Source organism: Pseudomonadota bacterium (genome assembly GCA_011049115.1).
In the GTDB taxonomy this organism is placed as follows: domain Bacteria; phylum Desulfobacterota; class Anaeroferrophillalia; order Anaeroferrophillales; family Tharpellaceae; genus DSCM01.
Map to the genome: position 1 here is coordinate 1 of DSCM01000078.1, position 18,532 is coordinate 18,532.

18 protein-coding genes are annotated in these 18,532 nt (G+C 56.8%); 9 read left to right on the forward strand and 9 right to left on the reverse strand.

Annotated features, from left to right (window positions below):
- Nucleotides 1-140 precede the first annotated feature (140 nt).
- From ENN66_06300 to ENN66_06315, 4 genes are all read left to right on the forward strand, one after another.
- On the forward strand, nucleotides 141-2,105 hold the full coding sequence (locus ENN66_06300) for a hypothetical protein (GenBank protein HDS16212.1): 1,965 nt from the start codon (nucleotides 141-143) through the stop codon (nucleotides 2,103-2,105).
- Between the two features lie 99 nt (nucleotides 2,106-2,204).
- Nucleotides 2,205-2,852, forward strand: coding sequence for a tyrosine-protein kinase family protein (locus ENN66_06305; protein ID HDS16213.1), 648 nt, complete (start codon nucleotides 2,205-2,207; stop codon nucleotides 2,850-2,852).
- A 50-nt stretch (nucleotides 2,853-2,902) separates the two neighbouring features.
- The gene (locus ENN66_06310) at nucleotides 2,903-3,688 is read left to right on the forward strand and encodes a hypothetical protein (protein ID HDS16214.1); all 786 of its coding nucleotides are present in this window, start codon (nucleotides 2,903-2,905) and stop codon (nucleotides 3,686-3,688) included.
- Between the two features lie 176 nt (nucleotides 3,689-3,864).
- Entirely contained in the window at nucleotides 3,865-5,427 is a 1,563-nt protein-coding gene (locus ENN66_06315; GenBank protein ID HDS16215.1) for a VCBS repeat-containing protein, read from the forward strand.
- On the opposite strand, the gene mnmG is transcribed toward ENN66_06315, so the two are convergent.
- Nucleotides 5,424-7,316 (reverse strand): tRNA uridine-5-carboxymethylaminomethyl(34) synthesis enzyme MnmG, encoded by a 1,893-nt coding sequence (gene mnmG, locus ENN66_06320; protein HDS16216.1) that lies wholly within the window; start codon nucleotides 7,314-7,316, stop codon nucleotides 5,424-5,426. The two genes, ENN66_06315 and mnmG, sit on opposite strands and share 4 nt — an antisense overlap.
- 41 nt (nucleotides 7,317-7,357) lie before the next feature.
- Here mnmG and ENN66_06325 point away from each other — a divergent pair, with 41 nt between their 5' ends.
- Nucleotides 7,358-8,836, forward strand: coding sequence for a YihY/virulence factor BrkB family protein (locus ENN66_06325; protein ID HDS16217.1), 1,479 nt, complete (start codon nucleotides 7,358-7,360; stop codon nucleotides 8,834-8,836).
- An 88-nt stretch (nucleotides 8,837-8,924) separates the two neighbouring features.
- Here ENN66_06325 and ENN66_06330 read toward each other — a convergent pair whose 3' ends face one another.
- From ENN66_06330 to ENN66_06365, 8 genes are all read right to left on the reverse strand, one after another.
- Complete coding sequence (locus tag ENN66_06330; GenBank protein HDS16218.1) at nucleotides 8,925-9,770, reverse strand: ABC transporter ATP-binding protein; 846 nt, start codon at nucleotides 9,768-9,770, stop codon at nucleotides 8,925-8,927.
- A complete protein-coding gene (locus ENN66_06335; GenBank protein ID HDS16219.1) occupies nucleotides 9,760-10,818 on the reverse strand; it encodes an iron ABC transporter permease in 1,059 nt (352 codons plus the stop codon). Before ENN66_06335 ends, ENN66_06330 begins: the two co-directional genes overlap by 11 nt.
- 2 nt (nucleotides 10,819-10,820) lie before the next feature.
- Entirely contained in the window at nucleotides 10,821-12,359 is a 1,539-nt protein-coding gene (locus ENN66_06340) for a cobyric acid synthase (GenBank protein HDS16220.1), read from the reverse strand.
- An 11-nt stretch (nucleotides 12,360-12,370) separates the two neighbouring features.
- Nucleotides 12,371-12,550 (reverse strand): hypothetical protein, encoded by a 180-nt coding sequence (locus ENN66_06345; protein HDS16221.1) that lies wholly within the window; start codon nucleotides 12,548-12,550, stop codon nucleotides 12,371-12,373.
- A gap of 78 nt (nucleotides 12,551-12,628) precedes the next feature.
- On the reverse strand, nucleotides 12,629-13,513 hold the full coding sequence (locus ENN66_06350) for a cobalamin-binding protein (GenBank protein HDS16222.1): 885 nt from the start codon (nucleotides 13,511-13,513) through the stop codon (nucleotides 12,629-12,631).
- Between the two features lie 108 nt (nucleotides 13,514-13,621).
- Nucleotides 13,622-14,344 carry a hypothetical protein gene (locus ENN66_06355; protein HDS16223.1) on the reverse strand — a complete coding sequence of 241 codons (723 nt, stop codon included), beginning with the start codon at nucleotides 14,342-14,344 and terminating at the stop codon, nucleotides 13,622-13,624.
- Nucleotides 14,344-14,892: a cob(I)yrinic acid a,c-diamide adenosyltransferase gene (gene cobO / locus ENN66_06360; protein ID HDS16224.1), complete on the reverse strand. Its 549-nt coding sequence runs from the start codon at nucleotides 14,890-14,892 to the stop codon at nucleotides 14,344-14,346. The genes ENN66_06355 and cobO overlap by 1 nt, the downstream gene beginning before the upstream one ends.
- 180 nt (nucleotides 14,893-15,072) lie before the next feature.
- On the reverse strand, nucleotides 15,073-15,615 hold the full coding sequence (locus tag ENN66_06365) for a hypothetical protein (protein ID HDS16225.1): 543 nt from the start codon (nucleotides 15,613-15,615) through the stop codon (nucleotides 15,073-15,075).
- 44 nt (nucleotides 15,616-15,659) lie between these two features.
- On the opposite strand from ENN66_06365, the gene ENN66_06370 reads away from it, so the two are divergent.
- The 4 genes from ENN66_06370 to ENN66_06385 all read left to right on the forward strand — a co-directional run.
- Nucleotides 15,660-16,082 (forward strand): nucleoside-diphosphate kinase, encoded by a 423-nt coding sequence (locus ENN66_06370; GenBank protein ID HDS16226.1) that lies wholly within the window; start codon nucleotides 15,660-15,662, stop codon nucleotides 16,080-16,082.
- 69 nt (nucleotides 16,083-16,151) lie between these two features.
- Nucleotides 16,152-16,880 carry a dethiobiotin synthase gene (bioD, locus tag ENN66_06375; protein HDS16227.1) on the forward strand — a complete coding sequence of 243 codons (729 nt, stop codon included), beginning with the start codon at nucleotides 16,152-16,154 and terminating at the stop codon, nucleotides 16,878-16,880.
- 116 nt (nucleotides 16,881-16,996) lie between these two features.
- Complete coding sequence (gene mgtE, locus ENN66_06380; GenBank protein ID HDS16228.1) at nucleotides 16,997-18,364, forward strand: magnesium transporter; 1,368 nt, start codon at nucleotides 16,997-16,999, stop codon at nucleotides 18,362-18,364.
- Between the two features lie 19 nt (nucleotides 18,365-18,383).
- Nucleotides 18,384-18,532: DNA repair protein RecO (locus ENN66_06385; GenBank protein ID HDS16229.1), on the forward strand; the 149-nt coding region annotated here is incomplete at its 3' end.

An 18,532-nucleotide genomic window follows, 5' to 3' on the forward strand; every position in this document is an offset into this window, starting at 1 on the left:
CCTTTTCTAGTTTTTGTTGTCGTCAAAAATGTTGAAAAAACCAGAAAATAACCTGAAAGGCACTGACCACAACTCGACCTTTTGCAACCGCTAACCGGCCAACCGACCGCACACAGATTTTTTTCAGTAAAAGTGAAGCAATGACCAGATCGGCCATCATTGTCGTCGTCCTGTGGCTTACCTCTTTCTGTCTCCCGCCGGAATCCGCCGGCAGGTTTCAACCCCCCGAGGTCAGCGGCCTCACCCAGGTCAGCAAGAACCTGCGCCGCCGGTTTTCCGGCGAACCCAAATCAGAATGGCAGTTTCATAACCCCAAGCTTGACAGCCGCCTCAATCTCAAACTTGAAAAGGCCCTGCTGACGGAAATCGACGCAAACCAGAACCCAAGGGTCCGTTCGAACAATTGGCAAGGTTTTCCGACGGAAACCATCGGGGTTCAGATAGTCGGGCCTGCTCTCCATTTTAAAGCCATTAAAGCACGACTTGAGGAGTTGGGCGGCTCGTTTACCGGCTGCACGCCGGACCAGACCACCATTCAGGCCCTGATCCCCCTGTCGGCCCTGAATCAGCTGGCGGAAACCGCCGCAGTTTCTTTCATCAAAACCCCAAACCCCGCCATTCCCTGTGCCGGAAACTATCAGTCCGAAGCCCTCGATGACATCAATGCCGACAGCTGGCATAGCGCCGGCATTGAAGGTCAGGGGGTCAAGGTGGGAATCATCGACGTCGGTTTCAAAGGCTATCAGGCCCTGCTCGGCAGCGAGCTGCCAGACAGTGTGATCGCTAACAACTTCTGCGATGGGGAGAGCTCCGTTCAGATCGACAGCGGTTCTCCACACGGCACCGCCTGCGCCGAGGTGGTGCACGATATCGCCCCCGCAGCCACCATCTACCTGGCCAAAATCTACACCGACATTGATCTTCAGGAAGCCGTAACCTGGTTACGGGACAGCTGCCGGGTCGATATCATTTCCACCTCTCTGGGCTGGTACAACCTAACCCCGGGAGACGGCAGCGGCATTCTGGCGGAGCTAGTCAATAACGCCTACAACGCCGGCATCCTCTGGGTGACCGCCGGCGGCAATGACCGGCAGAGACACTGGGGCGGGCTGTTCTCGGACCCGAATGAAAATTCTATACATAATTTCAGTTCGGAACAGGAAATCAATTATTTTGGCCCCGGAACCGGCGAAGCCTACGAAATAAATTCGGGCCTGACCTATACAATCTACGCGCGCTGGTCCGACTGGGAAAATGTCGATCAGGATTATGACCTTTATGTCTATCGCTGGAGCGGCAGTGACTGGGAGCATATCGCCAACAGTGTCGGGTGGCAGAATGGGACCTACGGCCAGACCCCGACCGAAGCCGTCACCTTTACAACCTCCGGGTCTCCCACGGCCTACGGTTTCATTATTTACCAGTTCCAAGCGACCTCCACCCCCGTCAATTTCGAGATTTTCATTCCCAACGCTCCACGTCTCGATAAGGTCTTAAGCCGGCGCAGCCTGCCCAATCTGGCGGACTGCGCTCGGGCCGTAACCGTCAGCGCCATCGATGTCAGCACCTACGTCAGGCCGGAATACAGTGCCGAAGGCCCGACCAACGGCCCCGGCGGCAGCGCTGCCGGAGGTTTCAACAAACCGGAAATCGCGGCTTACACGAATATCACCACGGCAAGTTACGGCCTCCAGAGTTTCAACGGCAGCTCAGCCGCGACCCCCCATGTGAGCGGTGCCGCCGCCCTGATACTTGCCGCCAACCCGAATTTCAGCCCCGCGCAGCTGAAAAGCGCGCTCACCAACCAGGCTCTTGACATCGCAAGCAGTGGTTACGATCTTGAAACCGGCTGGGGGCGACTGCATCTTGAGACCTTGAACCCATCGGACGACACCGCCACCTGGCTCGGCAACAGCAGCACCGCGTGGGGGACAGCCGCCAACTGGAGTAACGGCGCAATGCCAAACAGTTCTGTCAATGTCATCATTCCAAGCTCCGCCGCCGGAGGCTACTGGCCCATTCTGACCATTCCGGCAAACGCGCAGCAACTGACCATCTCCGGCCGCTTGACGATCACTCATGGCGGCCTGACCATCGGCAATTAAAGCCCTTGGCTTGCCGACAATCCATTTGACAGCGGCTCCTTTTTAAATTACAATTTCAATTGAAATCAAGCCCTTACCAGTCAAGGAAAGGAGTTTACCTTGCCAACTCAGACCAGCCCCTACGACAAAGCCGGAATCGCCGGAATTCTGGCTGAAACCGGTCGTATCTTAGCTTCGCTGCAAACCGCCGTCAAAGGTGTCGGCCATCCCGTGATCGTGATTTCCAGCGCCACGGTAAAAGAAGGAAAAAGCACTTTTGCCGCCGGCCTTGGAATCGTCGCCGCCCGGAACTCGGGTGGCAAGGTTTTACTGATCGACGGCAACTGGCACGCGCCGTCCCTGCATACCTTTTTTGCTCTGGAGAACCGTTTCGACCTTGAAGTATCCCTGGCCGACGATCGCCTGCACCAGCAAATCCGCCAGACTCCGTACCCCAACCTGGAAATACTGCCGGCCCCACGCTACCAGGAAAACCCGGACACGACCCAGAACGCCGTCGAGGTCATCCGCCGGCTGCGCCATCATTACAGTCTGACGATCGTCGACAGCGCCGCAATCCTGTCCGCCAATCGTCACATGGTCGATCCCATCGCCTTGGCGGCGGAGTCCGACGGCCTGGCGCTGACGGTGCTCGTCAACCGGACTCCACGCCAGATGGTTAAGAAAGCACAAACTATGCTTGAAGTTTCCAAGGCCCGAATTCTGGGCCTGGTCATCAACCAATACCGTAACCCGTTGGCCACCTGAAGCACAAACTTGTAATCTAAAAACCGCTGGAATAACTCGAGGGAAAGCTCATGCTTTTTAATTTACGCCGTTTTCTCTACGCCCTGACTCAACACCGACCCTGGCTTGGGCTGGCCCTTCTTCCTCTGGCAGCCTATTTGCTTATCACCGCCATGACGGCGGATCGTTTCACCCTGACCCGTTCACTGAACAGCAACCCGGACTATCCGGTAGCGGTCACCACCAGTCCGGTGGACACGATTTCACTGAGAAGCCTGGCAAACAGCCCGGATCATTTTTTCACCGACCGCCTGGCCATGGTAAGCTGGTGCCGATACGCCGAGACCAATCCCGGGCTGGCAAAATACAATTTCAAGGACAAGGAGACCATGCTTGCAACCCTCGCAGCGCTGTCTCTCACCTTGGATCAGAACAATCATCTGCAACTGACTTATTTTGGTCCGGATGCGGAGTTAGGTAAGCAGCTGGTCGATTATTACATGAACCGACTGCTGAGTCGAATGCGAGCCGGCTATCACCGTCAACCTGAAGAGCTGAAAAACCGATCGGATTTTGCTTTACCGGAGACGATACAACTCGATAAAACCAACCTGGAAAAACACGATCATCTCGCCTGGTGGCGAAGAGAGCGCTGTCGACCAGCGCTGATGATTGCCGTATTTCCCCTTTTGGTGGTGCTCCTAATGATCGGGTTTCGCGAATTTCTGGACCCCTCATTTAAATCGGGCCGTCAGGCGGCCCGCTATCTTAATCTGCCGATCTTGGGCTTTATCCCCTCCCTGGATCCGATTATCAGCAACCTGAAAAAGGGGGAGAAAAACCAGAACGCTGTTTAAAATGCTATCCGGCGATGCGACCTTGGCGAATATTCTGATTTACCCGGAAACATCGCGGCCTGTAAGCGCCGGACTGAATAATTACAAAGGTAATCGCCATGAATAGCACCGGACCATTAACAACAAAAGCGAGAGCATCGGACCTCCGACTGGCCGTAATTATCGGAGTCCTGTTTTTGACGGCGCTTCCGGCGCTGGCAACGGAGTTCTCAAGCCCGGCTGAAAGCCAGCTCGACTACCTCTCGGCCACGGCCGGGGCCAGCAGCGGCGCCACGGTAAAGGTCGACAAGAACATCCAGACCATGGGCTCTCCGGCCAAAAGCGACGTCTCTCTGGAATGGGACGCCAGTCCGGACCTTCCCGAGACCGGCGGCTATCTGCTCTACTACGGCAATGCCAGCGGCAAATATCTCGACCCCATTGACGTGGGCTCCAACACCAGTCACACCATCAATAGTCTCAGCACTAAATTAAACTGGTATTTCGCCGTCAAGGCCTATGACGGCGACGGCAACTTCAGTGACTATTCCAACGAGGTCGTCAAAGAGGCCCTGTTCGTCAAAACTTCGACGTCCGGCTCCACCGCCTCCACCGCCATGACCTTTACCTATGACCCACTAGTCCTGGAAGAATATTTCGGCCAGGAAAGCGAGCCGGCGACCACCCGAGGTTCCGAAGGCGGATTGGCCGGCGGCCGTATTGTTGCCGGAACCGGGCCCTGGCCGAGCGAGGGAGGCTGGATCAAGACTTTAACCGATGATTATTTTCACGATCACTGGAGCCGTCTGGACTGGCCCCATTATAATCAGGCCAGAGGTGAATCAAGGCTCGCCCGGGGCGATATCGACGGCGACGGCAAAGACGAGATTATTGTCGGCATGGGTGCCATCGCCGGCGATGAGCTCGCTCCGGCCGGATACTTTCAAGTCCTGGACGACAACTATCAACATCTTTTCTGGGGACAGGTTGACTGGGACGCCTATAACGAGGGTAATGGTGAAACCTGGCCCGCCTGCGGCGATATCGACGGCGACGGTCGGGATGAAATTTTGATCGGTCTGGGCCGAGGCGGCATGGGTATCATCGAGGTTTTCAAGGTTTCAGAAAATCAGCTGGTCCATCATTCCTGGATGGCTTCGACCTGGTCTGAATATAACCTGGCCCACGGCGAAGTCCGGCCGAGCAGCGGCGGCGATTTTGATGGCGACGGCCGGGATGATGTGGTCATCGGTCTGGCCACAGTTGAGGATGACCCGGAAATCCCCGGCGGAAATTTTGAGATTCTCTCGAGCTACGGCGCGCATCTGAGTTGGGGTAAGGTCGGCTGGGCTGATTACAACCAGCTGAACGGCGAGACGCGGCCGGCGATCGGCGATCTCGATGGCGACGGCAACCATGAGATAGTCATCGGACTAGGCCATGGTGCCAACGGTGCGCTTGAAATCCAGGCCCTGGACGAGAACGGCACCCTGACCAACAAAACCTGGCTGGAGATCCCGTGGTGGCAGGAATACAATGAACTCTCAGGGGAGACCCGCCCGGCCCTGGGCAATCTCGACAATGACCCCAGCGATGAGTTGGTGGTTGCCCTGGGTCAAGGCGGCGGCGGCTGGCTTCATCTTTTCGATGATGCGGAAAGCGGCTACAACCAGTATCTCAGCCTGCAGCTCTGGCCTCACGAATACAACCTGAACTGCGGCGAAAGCTGGGTTATCATTCAACATGGCGGCGATCATTAAGCGGAAAAGGTCGCTGCGCCCCCACCTCTTTTCTTCAGATAAATCATCAGCACTGAAATGGCTGCCGGGGTGACTCCCGGCAGCCGCGAAGCCTGCCCCAGGGATAACGGGCGAATCGCCTCCAGGGTATGAACCATTTCGATAGTCAGCCCTGGAATCCCCTGATAATCAAAATCATCCGGAATCCGAATCTTTTCCAGGTGCCTGAATTTTTCCACGGCCTGCTGCTGGCGCCGAATATAACCGTCATACTTGATCTGAATCTCGGTCTGTCGCCGGGGCGCCTCTCCCAGACGCAGGCCCAGCTCCGCCACTTCCCGCGAGCAGGAGGCCAGGGTGGACCAGTCTACCTGCGGCCGTTTCAATAATTCCAGGGCCGGAAGCGCCTGTTTCAGGGGTTCCATTCCCAACGCCCCCAAAGCGGCGACCGCCTCTTGGGGCCGAATGCGAATCGCGCCCAGACTCTGTTTCCCGAATTCGGTCAAGGCCTTCTTTTCCCGGGTCATCTCCATCTGTTTTGCGCTGACCAGACCCAAAGAAAAAGCTTTCTCGGTCAGCCTCAGATCGGCGTTATCCTCCCGCAGAAGCAGACGATATTCAGCTCTCGAGGTAAACATCCGATAAGGTTCCCGGGTTCCGCGCGTGATCAGATCATCAATCATGACCGCGGCATAAGATTCACCACGATCCAGGAGCAGAGGTTCAAGCCGTTTAACCCCGCAAGCCGCGTTAATTCCCGCGATCAGGCCCTGCGCCGCCGCTTCCTCGTAACCGGAGGTGCCGTTGATCTGACCCGCCAGATAGAGTCCGGCAATTTTTTTGCTTTCCAGCGTGGGGCCAAGCTGGGTCGGGTCAATAAAATCATATTCAATCGCATAAGCCGGACGCATGACGACCGCGTCTTCAAGCCCGGGTACGGTATGAAAAAGCTCCTGCTGAATCGCCACCGGCAGACAATTGCCAAGCCCCTTAACGTAGACCTCCTCGGTCTCATAGCCCTCCGGCTCAATGGTGACCTGGTGGCTCTCATGATGCGGAAACTTGACGATCTTATCCTCAAGCGAAGGACAATAACGCGCGCTGACCCCTTGAATCGTACCGTTATAAAGCGGTGACTGATCAAGATGACGACGCATCAGAGCATGGGTTTGGGCCGTAGTCCGGGTCAGGTGACAGGGTAACTGGGGTTGCCGGACGGCAGGGCTCAATACGGAAAAAGGCTGGGGCTCAGGATTGCCGTCCTGACGTTCGAGACGGCTGAAATCTATGGAACGGCGAAGCATGCGCGGCGGAGTCCCGGTTTTCATCCGGCCCATTTTAAATCCCGCCGCCTGCAGATCAAGGGCCAGGGCCCGGGCCGCGAATTCCCCGGTACGACCGGCTTCCTGACGAAAGCGGCCGATATGAATAAGTCCGTTCAGAAAGGTTCCGGTGGTCACGATGACGGCGGCGGCGAAATGCTCAAAACCGGTTTCATCCCGCACCCCGATCACCCGCCCGGATCGCACCAACAGCCGCTCGATCATTGCCTGACGCAATTCGATTCCGGGTTGTTTCTCAAGCTCATGTTTCATAGCCCGATGATAAAGCAGTTTATCACACTGAACCCTGGTGCCCTGCACCGCCGGCCCCCGGGAGGTATTCAAGGTCCGGAACTGAATCCCGCAGTGATCGGTAATCCTGGCCATGGCTCCACCCAGGGCGTCAATTTCCTTGACCAGATGACCTTTGGCCAGGCCGCCGATGGCCGGATTACAGGACATCTGGGCGACGGTGTCAAGATTGAGACAGAACACCAGGACCTGCAAACCCATCCGCGCCGCCGCCAGGGCCGCTTCGCAACCGGCATGACCGGCGCCGACCACAATTATGTCATAGCGATGATGCATATCCCCACTTATTTTGATTTTAGGTTGAAGAAATACAGCTCATGCGATATGTTGATAATGGCTGTCCAAGCTTAAAAAACATCTTGGCAAAAGGGCGAAAAATGAATCTTTCCCGAACCAAAAGCCGCTTCGGCTTAAACCGCCGCGATGCTTCTCCCAAAGCCACCGGATTCTGTTTTCACGCCGTCCGTTTTCTGTCGATCCTGTTACGCGAGTATCAACGCGACCGGATCAATCTGCGGGCCGCCGCCCTGACCTATTCGGTCGTCCTTTCCCTGGTCCCGATGCTGGCTTTAAGCACCGCCGTTCTGAAAGGCATGGGCGCCGGCGACCAGATGCGCGAAGCCGCCTACCGCCTGATCGACAATCTTTCCGGAGAAATGCAGAAAAGCGAGGTTATCCCTTTTAAAAACCCGCCCGCCGCCCCGGTTCAAACCGAGCCAAGGAGTTCCCCTGACGACCCCGCCACAAAACCGCAGACCGACCCCTTAGCCCCCCCTGCGGAAAAGGCTAAAGATTTCAGCGCCCATCTCAACGATGCCGTGAACAAGGTTTTCGACTATGTCGACCGCACCAATTTCGCGGCCCTGGGGGCAATCGGCACTTTTCTTTTACTGATTACCGTCCTGATCGTCATCAACGGCATCGAAGAAGCCATGAACGCCATCTGGAAGGTCGAAAAAAGCCGCAGCGCCGGGCGTAAGGTCATCAATTACATGGCGCTCTTGATCATCTGTCCCCTGGCCGTCAATCTCGGAATCGGGGCCACCACCATGCTCAACACCCCGGCCATCAGCCAACGCCTCGAAATCTTTTTTCCGCTCGCCTGGATGCAGGCTTGCTTTTTTAAACTGGCGCCGTTGTTACTGCTGACCGCGACGTTTGTAATCTTCTACCTTTTCCTGCCCAACACCAAGGTCCGGGCCGGGGCCGCCTGGATCGGCGGACTGGCCGGAGCCCTGGGGCTGGTGCTGTTGCAAAAGTTTTTTATTTTTATGCAGATCGGAGTTGCCAAGTACAACACCATTTACGGTTCCTTCGCCACCGTCCCGCTTTTTCTGCTCTGGCTGCACTCGGCCTGGCTGGTGTTTTTCATCGGAGCCGAGATCGCCTTCACAACTCAGCATTTCCGCCGCGACCAGATCAGCGGCGCCCGGCTGGAACCGGGAACCAGCTTGGCTTTGACCTTTGACCTGCTCAATGCAATCTATGACGGTTTCAACCGGCGCCGCGAGCCCGACCTTGATGACCTGAGCGCCGCTACCGGCGCTTCCTCGGCGGCGACGACCGGAGTTTTAAAACAGCTCCTTGCCGCCGGCCTCGTGCGCAAGACCGACAAAGATCCGGAAACCTATCTGCCGGCGACCCCGGCCAAACATCTCAAGGCCGCCGAGGTCGCGACCCTGTGGTGGCAGACCACGCCTGACACAACCAGCAACGAAAGTCCCGGCCGAAAAATGGCGGCCGGCTTTCTTGCCGGCGGCAGCCGGGATTTACCGGAAAATCCCTGGCCCCACTGAAGGCTGCGGCGGGAATGCTTCCGCGAGAGCTAAACGGGTTTTATCCGCGCCCGTACCTGACGGCAAATGAACGGCGAGGAATAAAGCCTCAACCCAGTACCATCACCTGAGGACGTCCGCATCCCGGCGGACTGTAGACCTGCAACGGCAGTTCGTACAACTCCGCCAGAATCTCCTCGGTAATAACCTCTCGTGTCTCCCCCTGATAACGAATCCTCCCATCTTTGACCAGAAAAAGATAATCCGCGAAAACACAGGCCAGATTAAGATCATGAAAAACTGCCAGGGCCGCCATTTTATATTCTCTGACTCGAGCGGCGACCAGACGCAGGATACCGACCGCATGGCTGATATCGAGATTAGAGGTCGGTTCATCCAGCAGCAACAGCTGTGGGTCCTGCGCCAGGGCCCGGGCCAGCAGCACCAGCTGACGCTCACCCCCGCTTAAACGATTGATCGGCCGCTCGCCCAGATGACTGATGCCGGTAATCTTCAGGGCTTCGTCCACCTTTTCATGGTCAAGATCGTAACCGCTGCCAAAAAGCCCGGAAAGATGAGGATTGCGACCCATGGCCACAATTTCACGGACCTTAAAGGGAAAGGAGACATGAGTTTCCTGCGGCACCACCGCGATTTTCGCGGCCAAATCCCGGCGCGAGATCCGGCTTAAATCTTGCCCGGAAAACCGCAGGGAGCCGGCCAAGGGTTCATTGACCCGGCAGATGGTATTGATCAGGGTTGATTTACCGCAACCGTTAGGCCCCAGGATGCCACAGAAAAAACCGGGCCAGAGACTGAAATTGAGATTCTCAAGCACCCTCTGCTCGCCATAGCCGCAGCTCAGGCCGCTGACCTCAAGCAGAGGCTGCCAGGTGTTGGGCGGCAGGCGCGGGCGGTCCTCCGCAGCCGAATTCCGCAAATCATCACTCATCATGAAATTTCTTCTTAAAGATAATGCAGAAAAAAGGCGCGCCGAGAAGCGCGGTCACGACCCCGACCGGAATTTCCGTGGCTCCGGCCACGGTCCGGGCCAGAGTATCGGCCGCCACCAGCACCAATCCCCCGGCCAGGGCCGAGGCCGGCAGCAGGCGGCGATGATCGGGACCGAGCAGCAGGCGATTGATATGCGGAACCACCAACCCGACAAACCCGATCACGCCGCTGACCGACACGACCGCCGCCGTCAACAAGGAAGCCACCAGCAGCAGGCGGCGCCGAACACGAAAGACCTCAACCCCAAGCTGCAGCGCCGTGGTATCGCCCATGGCCATAATATTCAGGGCTCCGGCGTGGGCCTGCAGAATCAGCAGACAGAGAAAAACATAGGGCAGCAGCAGCCAGACCTGGGACCAGAGAGCTCCGGAAAAACCACCCATAATCCAGAAAACCACGGAAGCCAGTTTTTCTCCGGCGATGCTTTTCATGAAGCTGATCAAGGCGGACAAAAAAGAAGCGACAATAACCCCCGCCAGAATCATGCTCTCCGGCATGACCCGCCCCCGGTTGCGGGCAATGTAATAGACCAGCACCAGGGAAAACAAGGCGCCGGTAAAGGCGAACCAGGGCACCATAAACGGCCCCAGGACAAAGGCCAGTGAAGGCAGAAATGAAGAAAGCATGATCGCCAGCGTAGCCCCGAACGCCGCGCCGGCGGAAACTCCGATGGTGAAAGGATCGGCCAGCGGATTAAGCAACAAACCCTGAAAAACGACTCCGGCCACGCCCAGCCCGGCGCCGACCAGCATCGAGGTCATGATTCGCGGCAGGCGGACTTCCATGATGATCAGCCGGGCGGCGGCATCCCCGGCGTCAAGACCGGCGGCGGAGGAAAAGCTGAACAGGTCGGCAACCACCTGCCCGACGCTCGCAAGCGGCAAACAGGCCGCCCCGACCACGGCGGCAATTACCACCATCAGACAAAGCAGCAGTAAAAGCAGCAGACAGTAAAACAGGGCCGGCAGGCGGCGCTGATTGAAGGACATCTTCAAAAACCCGCGAACCCATCGATCATTCGCAGATCAAGGGACTGCTGCAGATGCTCGGCCAGCGCATCAAGCCCTTGTTCCTTGCGTTGCCGATAAGAGATTGCCGCCGGCGAAGCCCCCGAACAACCATTCTCCGCCGGGAGGAAATGACTTTGCAACCATGCCAGATAAGCGCCGCGAAAAGCGTCATCATCAAAGATGCCATGCATGTAACTACCCCAGATCAGACCTTGGGCCGCGACATGGCCGTCACTATAACGGCGCCCGCCTTTCTCGCTGACCGCAAGCAAAGTTTCAGCCTCCGCCACCGCCTCCGTCCGTCCCTGATGAATTTCATAACCGCTGACTTCCAAACCGTCACCGAGAAAGGCGGAACAAACCCGGGCGCGACATTGCACCGTCACCTTTTCCGGAAACATCTCGGTGACGATCGGCAGCAGGCCGAAACCCTCGACTTCACCGCAACCCGATTCCACCATCTGAGGATCACGCAAGCTGCGCCCAAGCATCTGATAACCGCCGCAGATGCCGACCACGGCCCCGCCCGCGGCGGCGAAGGCCCGCAGACGCCGAGAAAAATCAACCTGGGTGAGAGCCTGCAGGTCGGCAATCGTATTCTTGCTGCCGGGAAGAATCACCAGATGAAAACCAACGAGGGATTCATGCGGTTCCAGATAGCGAAGGAAAACTCCGGCTTCATGCCGAAGCGGGTCAAAATCCGTAAAATTGGAGATGTGGGGCAGACGGATCACGGCAATCGCCAGGCGGTGCTGACAATCGGACTTTTGCGGGCCGGCCTGGTTTTTTTGCTCAAGAGCGACCCCATCCTCTTCGGGCAAGTAGATATCCGAGCCGAACCAGGGCACGACTCCGGCAAAAGGCGTTCCGCAACGAGCCGTGATCATCTCCAGACCGGGAGTGAGCAGCGCGGCGTCACCACGAAATTTATTGACAATAAATGCCTTGATCAGATCCCGTTCCGCCGGTTCGAGTAAGGCCAGGGTTCCGAGCAGGGCGGCGAAAACTCCTCCCTTGTCGATATCGCCGATCAACAGAACGGGGGCGTTGACCCGCAGGGCCAGGCCCATGTTGACAATATCCTGGTCGCGCAGATTGATTTCCGCCGGGCTGCCGGCGCCCTCGATAATCACCAGTTCATACTCCCGGCGCAGCCGGGCGAGACTCGCGGCCACCGCCTGCCAGGCCGTTTCCTTATAAGCATGGTACACCGCCGCCGACATATTGCCCACCACCCGGCCGTGAATAATAACCTGGGCCCCGACATCGCTGTTGGGCTTGATCAGAACCGGGTTCATATCGACATGAGGCTCAAGACCGCAGGCCTCGGCCTGAACCGCCTGGGCTCGCCCGATTTCACCTCCCTGCGGGGTAATGAATGAATTCAGGGCCATATTCTGGGCTTTAAAAGGCGCGACCCTGAAACCACGTTGCCGATAAAGACGACAGAGACCGGCAACCAAGGCGCTTTTCCCGACGCTTGAGCCGGTTCCCTGCAACATCAACAGCTTAGCTGACATATAGATTTCCGTTATTTTTCATTCTCTCCAATCAGATAGATCGGACAGGTGAGACGATATTTACAGGTCTCTTTGAGGTGTTTACAGGCAAGTCCTTCCCGAACCTCCAGAAGATCCCCATATTTTTCACAGACCAGATAACTGCGATCCGTGATCCCTTGTTCTTCATTGGCTTTTTTTTCATCAATCATAAGACGCTCGTAAAAAATCAGGGTTACCGGGCAAGAGCCGGTCCTCGTAGAGATTCAGACCACCGACCTGAAAAACGATCAGGGATGGATAAACCCGGCCAGGCGGACAAGACCGTCGACAATGCGGGGTGAGGGGCGATCCACCATGTCTGAATCAATGACATAAATCGCCCCGTTGCGCACGGCGGGAATCGTACTCCAGCGCAGCCAGCTCTGGCGAAAGCGCTGATAATTGGTATTGGGCGACATCGAAGAAATAATGATGACTTCGGGAGCGTCGACAATCACCTTTTCAAACGCGTACACCGGATAACGCACCGGGTTTGCGGCGGTCACCAGAATGCCGCCGGCTCGATGTATCAGGTCGGCGGCAAAGGTCGTGTGATTGACCGTGACAATTGGATCAACCCCGACCTGATAAAAAACCCGCTTGCGCGGCCGACCGGCAACCCGCCGTTCAACCTCGGCGACCTTTCTTTTCATTTGCAGAATGATTTCCTGAGCCCGAGGCAGGGTTCCGGTAATTTCGCCCAGATTACTGATCGAGCGGTAGATGCTGTTGAGATCAACCGGGTGACTGCGATAAACCGGAATCGAAAATTTCTCCAGGGCGGCACAGACCTTGTCATCCTGATGTTCGCTGCCGGCCAGAACCAAATCCGGCGCCAATGCGAGAATCTTTTCCAGACTGGGATTATAAAAACTGCCGATCTTCGGTTTTTCCCGCGCGGCCGGCGGATGACTGACGAACTCGGTCACCCCGACAATCCGCTCATCCAGTCCAAGCGCGAACAGGATTTCCGCCAGCCCCGGGGTCAAGGGCAGCAGACGCCGGGCCTCGTCCGGAAGCTCAACCTGAGTCCCGCTCTCATCGGTAACCGTTCGCGCCGCCGCCACGAAAGGCAACGACAGCAGCAAGAAAACCCACAACACCGACCGGCAGACGCGAAAAAAAACCGCCATCAGCTGACCGCAGCCGCGCCGGCGGCGAGACCTCGCCCGTTACCGCACCAAGCGGACGGCGAGAGGTAAGACAAAATATAACCATCTGAAAACATCGTCGTTTTTCCTTCAGGAAGCAAGCAAATGCACCAGGGACAGGCCGACACAAAACTGGCCGGGGAAAACCGCATGCAGCCGCCCGAGCAAAGAACGCAGCTGCAGGGGGCCTTCATGAACAGGAGAACCAAAATCCTTGATTCGCAGACAGGCATAGTCAAGCGCCAGCAGTTCACGCTCTTCCCGGCACAAAGAAACCAGATGGACGATGCCAAGCCGCTGCCGGGCCCGAGGCACCACCCGGTCGATCATCTCCGGCAGATCGGCGGCAACAAAAAATTCAGCCCCCAGCTCCCGCAGTCGAGCGGCCTGAACCTCGCGGCCGGCGGTATGATCATAGTCTTGCTGCAACTGCCGGTATTCCTTTTTACCGATCACCAGAGCCGCAACCCCCCTGGCCAACAGGTCCTGACAAACCGTACCATCCAGGGGCAGGAAAAAAACTATCTGGTTCCAGAGTTTTGAATTAGCCACCGGGAAAAGGGTTAGTTCAGGTCCGGCAACCGCTCGGGTCAGCACTTCAACCTGCAACGGGGTGCCCCAGAAAAGCGAGGCATAGCGGGAAAGCCGGGAGCGGCCGTCATGAACCAGGCCGGCCGCGGTCGAACCTTCCGGCATGGTTATCTCCAGGCGCTCGGCACCCTGCCGGGCGGCGCCGAGCAGATAATCAAGCGCCTTGCCGAGCCAGGGTTCGCGATAATTGACATAGCCCAGATATCCGGCCACCGACCCCATCAGAACTCAATTCCCCGTTGCGCCTTGATGCCTTTGCGGTAAGGATGTTTGATCTCACGCATTTCCGTAACCAGATCCGCCGCCTCGATCAAAGCCTCGGGAGCATCCCGACCGGTCAGCATGACATGCACCCGGGGCGGCTTGCGGGCCAAGGTCTCAAGCACCCGGTTAACCGGCAGAATCCCGTAACTCAGGGCGTAATTAACCTCATCGCAAACCACCAGATCATATTCTCCGCTTAAAATTTTTTGCTCGCAATGGGCCCAGGTTTTTTCGGCCAGGGCACAATCTTCAGCGGCCGGCTCGCCCTCGCCCAGTTTGAGAAAGCCCTGACCCATCGGTTCCAGGGTGAAATTGTCAAATTTCTCGGCGGCATTGAGCTCACCATAACGCCAACCGCCTTTAATGAATTGAACCATGGCCACTTTGAAACCCTGCCCCAGAGCACGAAACACGGTCCCCAAAGCGGCAGTGGTCTTTCCCTTGCCATGCCCCGTATTGATAATTATCAGGCCATGACGCTTATCGCCATCGGATGCTTGTAACATATCAGACTCCTGCTGCGGCCCAAGGCCGGTAAAGATATAAAAAACCGCCACGAAAGGCGCTGCAAATTAAACCAGTACCCCGCGCATGTCAAGTAAAAGGGAAATTTATTTCCGCTGAAAACGGTGCGAAGCAACGCTGTCCGGCGCCGGACAGCGGTCCCCGGACAAAACCGCAAACCCCTATTTTTCGGGCGCCCGACTTCGAAGCACCGCTATCTCATTCAGCTCGTGCAGCTCTTTTCGGACCTGTTCCCGTCGATACTCCTCCAGATGCCGTTCCCTGACCCGCTCCAAAACCCGGCGTTCCTTGATTCTGGCCCGCAATGATTGCGCCCGCAACAGCTTGTTCTTTTCCAGCTCACACAGGGTCTGGCGCAGCAAATCCAGCTCACGCATCAATCCGACCTCGGAGAAACGAGCCAACTCCACCTCGGGGGCCGGCAAACCGTTTTCACCGGCAAGCAGATTCGCCTGCCGCACGGCTTGCTGCCGCGCCGACAAAAGCTTAAGCTTTTCATGCTCAAGCTGAATCTTTCTGGTGACCTCGGCCAAACCGCGAGCCGCCTCTTGTTCCCGGAAACGGCGCTGTTTGAGAACGGCTTCAAGAGAAAATTTAAACATGAATTTATCCGACAAAAAGATTGACAAACCGCTGATGATAACGTAAAGCAGCCCCGGCTTGACCACGGTCGCCATTGAATCTGATTTATCACCTTCCAGCAAATCAAAATTGCCAACCCTAACAAAAATCAAAAAGGATGTACAGCATGATCGAAAGAACTTTATCAATTATTAAACCCGATGCCGTTGCCAAAGGGGTAATCGGCCAGATTATCGACAGCTTCGCCGCCAACGGTTTAAAAATCGCGGCCCTGAAAATGATTCATATGAGCAAACGCGAGGCCCAGGGTTTTTATGCCGTGCATCAGAAACGTCCCTTTTTCGACAGCCTGACCGACTTCATGTCTTCGGGTCCGGCCGTGGTCATGGTTCTGAGCGGCGAACACGCCATCAGCAAAAACCGCGAGCTGATGGGGGCCACGAATCCGGCCGAGGCCGCCGAAGGCACCCTGCGCAAACGGTTCGCCACGGATATTGAAAAGAACGCGGTCCACGGTTCAGATGCTCCGGAAACCGCCTGCACGGAAATCAGCTATTTTTTTCCGGAACTGGAAATCGTCAATGCCTGATTTGAAGCGCGGCCATCCTGGTCTCTGGCTCCGGAAAGAATCCGGCCGGCTCTGAAACGGGAAAACAACTTGCAAAACGGCCTCTTCATCACCGGCACCGATACCGGTGTCGGCAAAACCATGGTTTCCGCCGCCCTGGCCTGTGCCCTGCGACAGAAAGAGATCTCCTTCAGCTACCTGAAACCGGTGGAAAGCGGTATTCCGGACCGGCTTTATCTCGAAGAACGCTCCGATGCCGCGATCGTCAAAAAGGCCGGTGAGCTGCCGCAGGCACTTACGGAAATCGCGCCTTTCACCTTCAGGGAAGCGCTCTCGCCCCTGCTGGCGGCCCGCCGCGAGGGGCGGAAACTTTCCGGTCAGGAACTCAGCGACTGGGTCAGAAAACGCCTTGAACCCACGTGTTTCACCCTGGTTGAGGGCGCCGGCGGCCTGCTGGCTCCGCTTTGCCCCGATTACCTGGTCCTTGATCTGATCAAAGCGCTCAACCTGCCGGTGCTGGTGGTCTGCAGAAGCTCCCTCGGCGCCATCAACCACACCCTGCTCACCCTCGAGCGCCTGCGCCGGGAAGGCATCAACCCCGCCGGGCTCATCATCAATCACCTGAACCCAAGCCCGGGAATCGCCGAGAAGGGCTTTCTTTCCCAGTTACAGGAATTTGATCCGGTTACGGTTCTGGGGGAAGTGCCGTATTTCGCAGATCGGCCCATAACCCCCCGGGATTACCGAAAAATTGCCGACACTATCAGGGTTGACAAACTCCTCGAACTGCTTAAGATCGCGGTCAAGGCCATTCCGTAAAAAAGCCCTTCCACCAGCTCTGACTACCGCCACCCGACTATAACTTGTCAACCTCAGATTTATCTGTTAGAAGAGACGGAATCTGAAGTCTCGGATTCTAAAAAAAGTTGGTACTCATGCATAAAGCACCCAATCGCCAGAGCCTGATGGCCGACACCATCCGGCGGCTTATCCAGCGTGAAGCCTGGCATAATATTCAGAAGGTCATCGAAAAACTCTACCCGGCCGATATTTCCCTGGCCATGCGGGAACTCGACGCCGATACCCGGCTGGCCCTTTTCCGTCAGATCAATGATCCCGCCAAGGCGGCCGAAACCTTAAGCGAGCTCGACATTCAACTCGCGATGCCCCTGATGCAGGTGCTGTCAAAGGAACGACTGGGCCGGGTTTTCAAAGAGATGTCGGATGACGACCGGGCCGAGATCATCTCCAAGCTGCCGGAAGAGTTCGCCCGGCAGATTCTTGACCAGCTCGGTGCCATTGAATCCCAGGATGTCGAAACCCTGCTGAGCTATCCCGAAGACAGCGCCGGGCGCATCATGACCACCGAGTTCTTCGCCCTGAGGGAAGCGACCACCGCGACCGAAGCCATTGAAATCATCAGAAGAAGGGGTGAGGAAGCGGAAACCGTTTTCTACATCTACGTCACCGATCCCCTGGGCCGGCTGACCGGAATCGTCTCTCTGCGCAAGCTGATTCTGACTCAGCCGGACCGGCAGCTGAAAGAAATCATGAACACGAATGTCGTTAAAGTCGACATTCACACCGATCAGGAACTGGTCGCCCAGCTGGTTGAACGCTACAACATTCTGGCGATTCCGGTGGTCGATGAAAACGGCAACCTGGTCGGGATCATCACGGTTGACGATATCATCGACGTCATCCGCCAGGAAGCGACCGAAGATATTTTCCGCATGGCCGGTACCGACTCCATGGAGATTGTCTACGCCGACAACATCTGGAAGATCTCCCGCATCCGTCTGCCCTGGCTCTTAATCACCCTGCTGGGAGGCATCATCACCGGCTATTTCATGTGGCTTTTTAAGTTGACTCTGGAGGCCTCCCTGAGCCTGGTGACCTTTATTCCGGTCATCACCGGCATGGGCGGCAATGTCGGCACCCAGTCATCCCTGATTATCGTCCGGGGCCTGGCCACCGGCCGAGTCACGATGGAAACCATCAGCCGGGTTATCTGGAGGGAAGCCCGCATCGGCATTCTGATGGGTCTGGTCTGCGGCCTGCTGGTCGGCATCGTCGCCCTGGTCTGGCATCACGACCCGATGATCGGCCTGGTGGTCGCCGTCGCCATGTCCGCCTCCATGACGGTCGCGGCGACCATGGGCGCCTTCGCGCCGTCCTTTTTTCATAAAATGGCCATTGATCCGGCGATCGCTTCGGGCCCTTTCGTGACAACCAGTAACGACATTATCGGGATTCTTATTTACATGGGCACTGCCACTCTTTTTCTGAAATTTTTCTTTTGACCTTTATTTTCACAAGATCATGCCCCGCGTCAAAGACAGTGCCTTCATAATCAGCCGAACCGATTTCGGCGAAAGCGATCTGATCATCACCCTTTTCAGCTGGCGCCGAGGCCGGATCAGCGCTATCTGCAAGGGAGCGAAACGCAGCCGCCGACGTTTTCCCGGCAC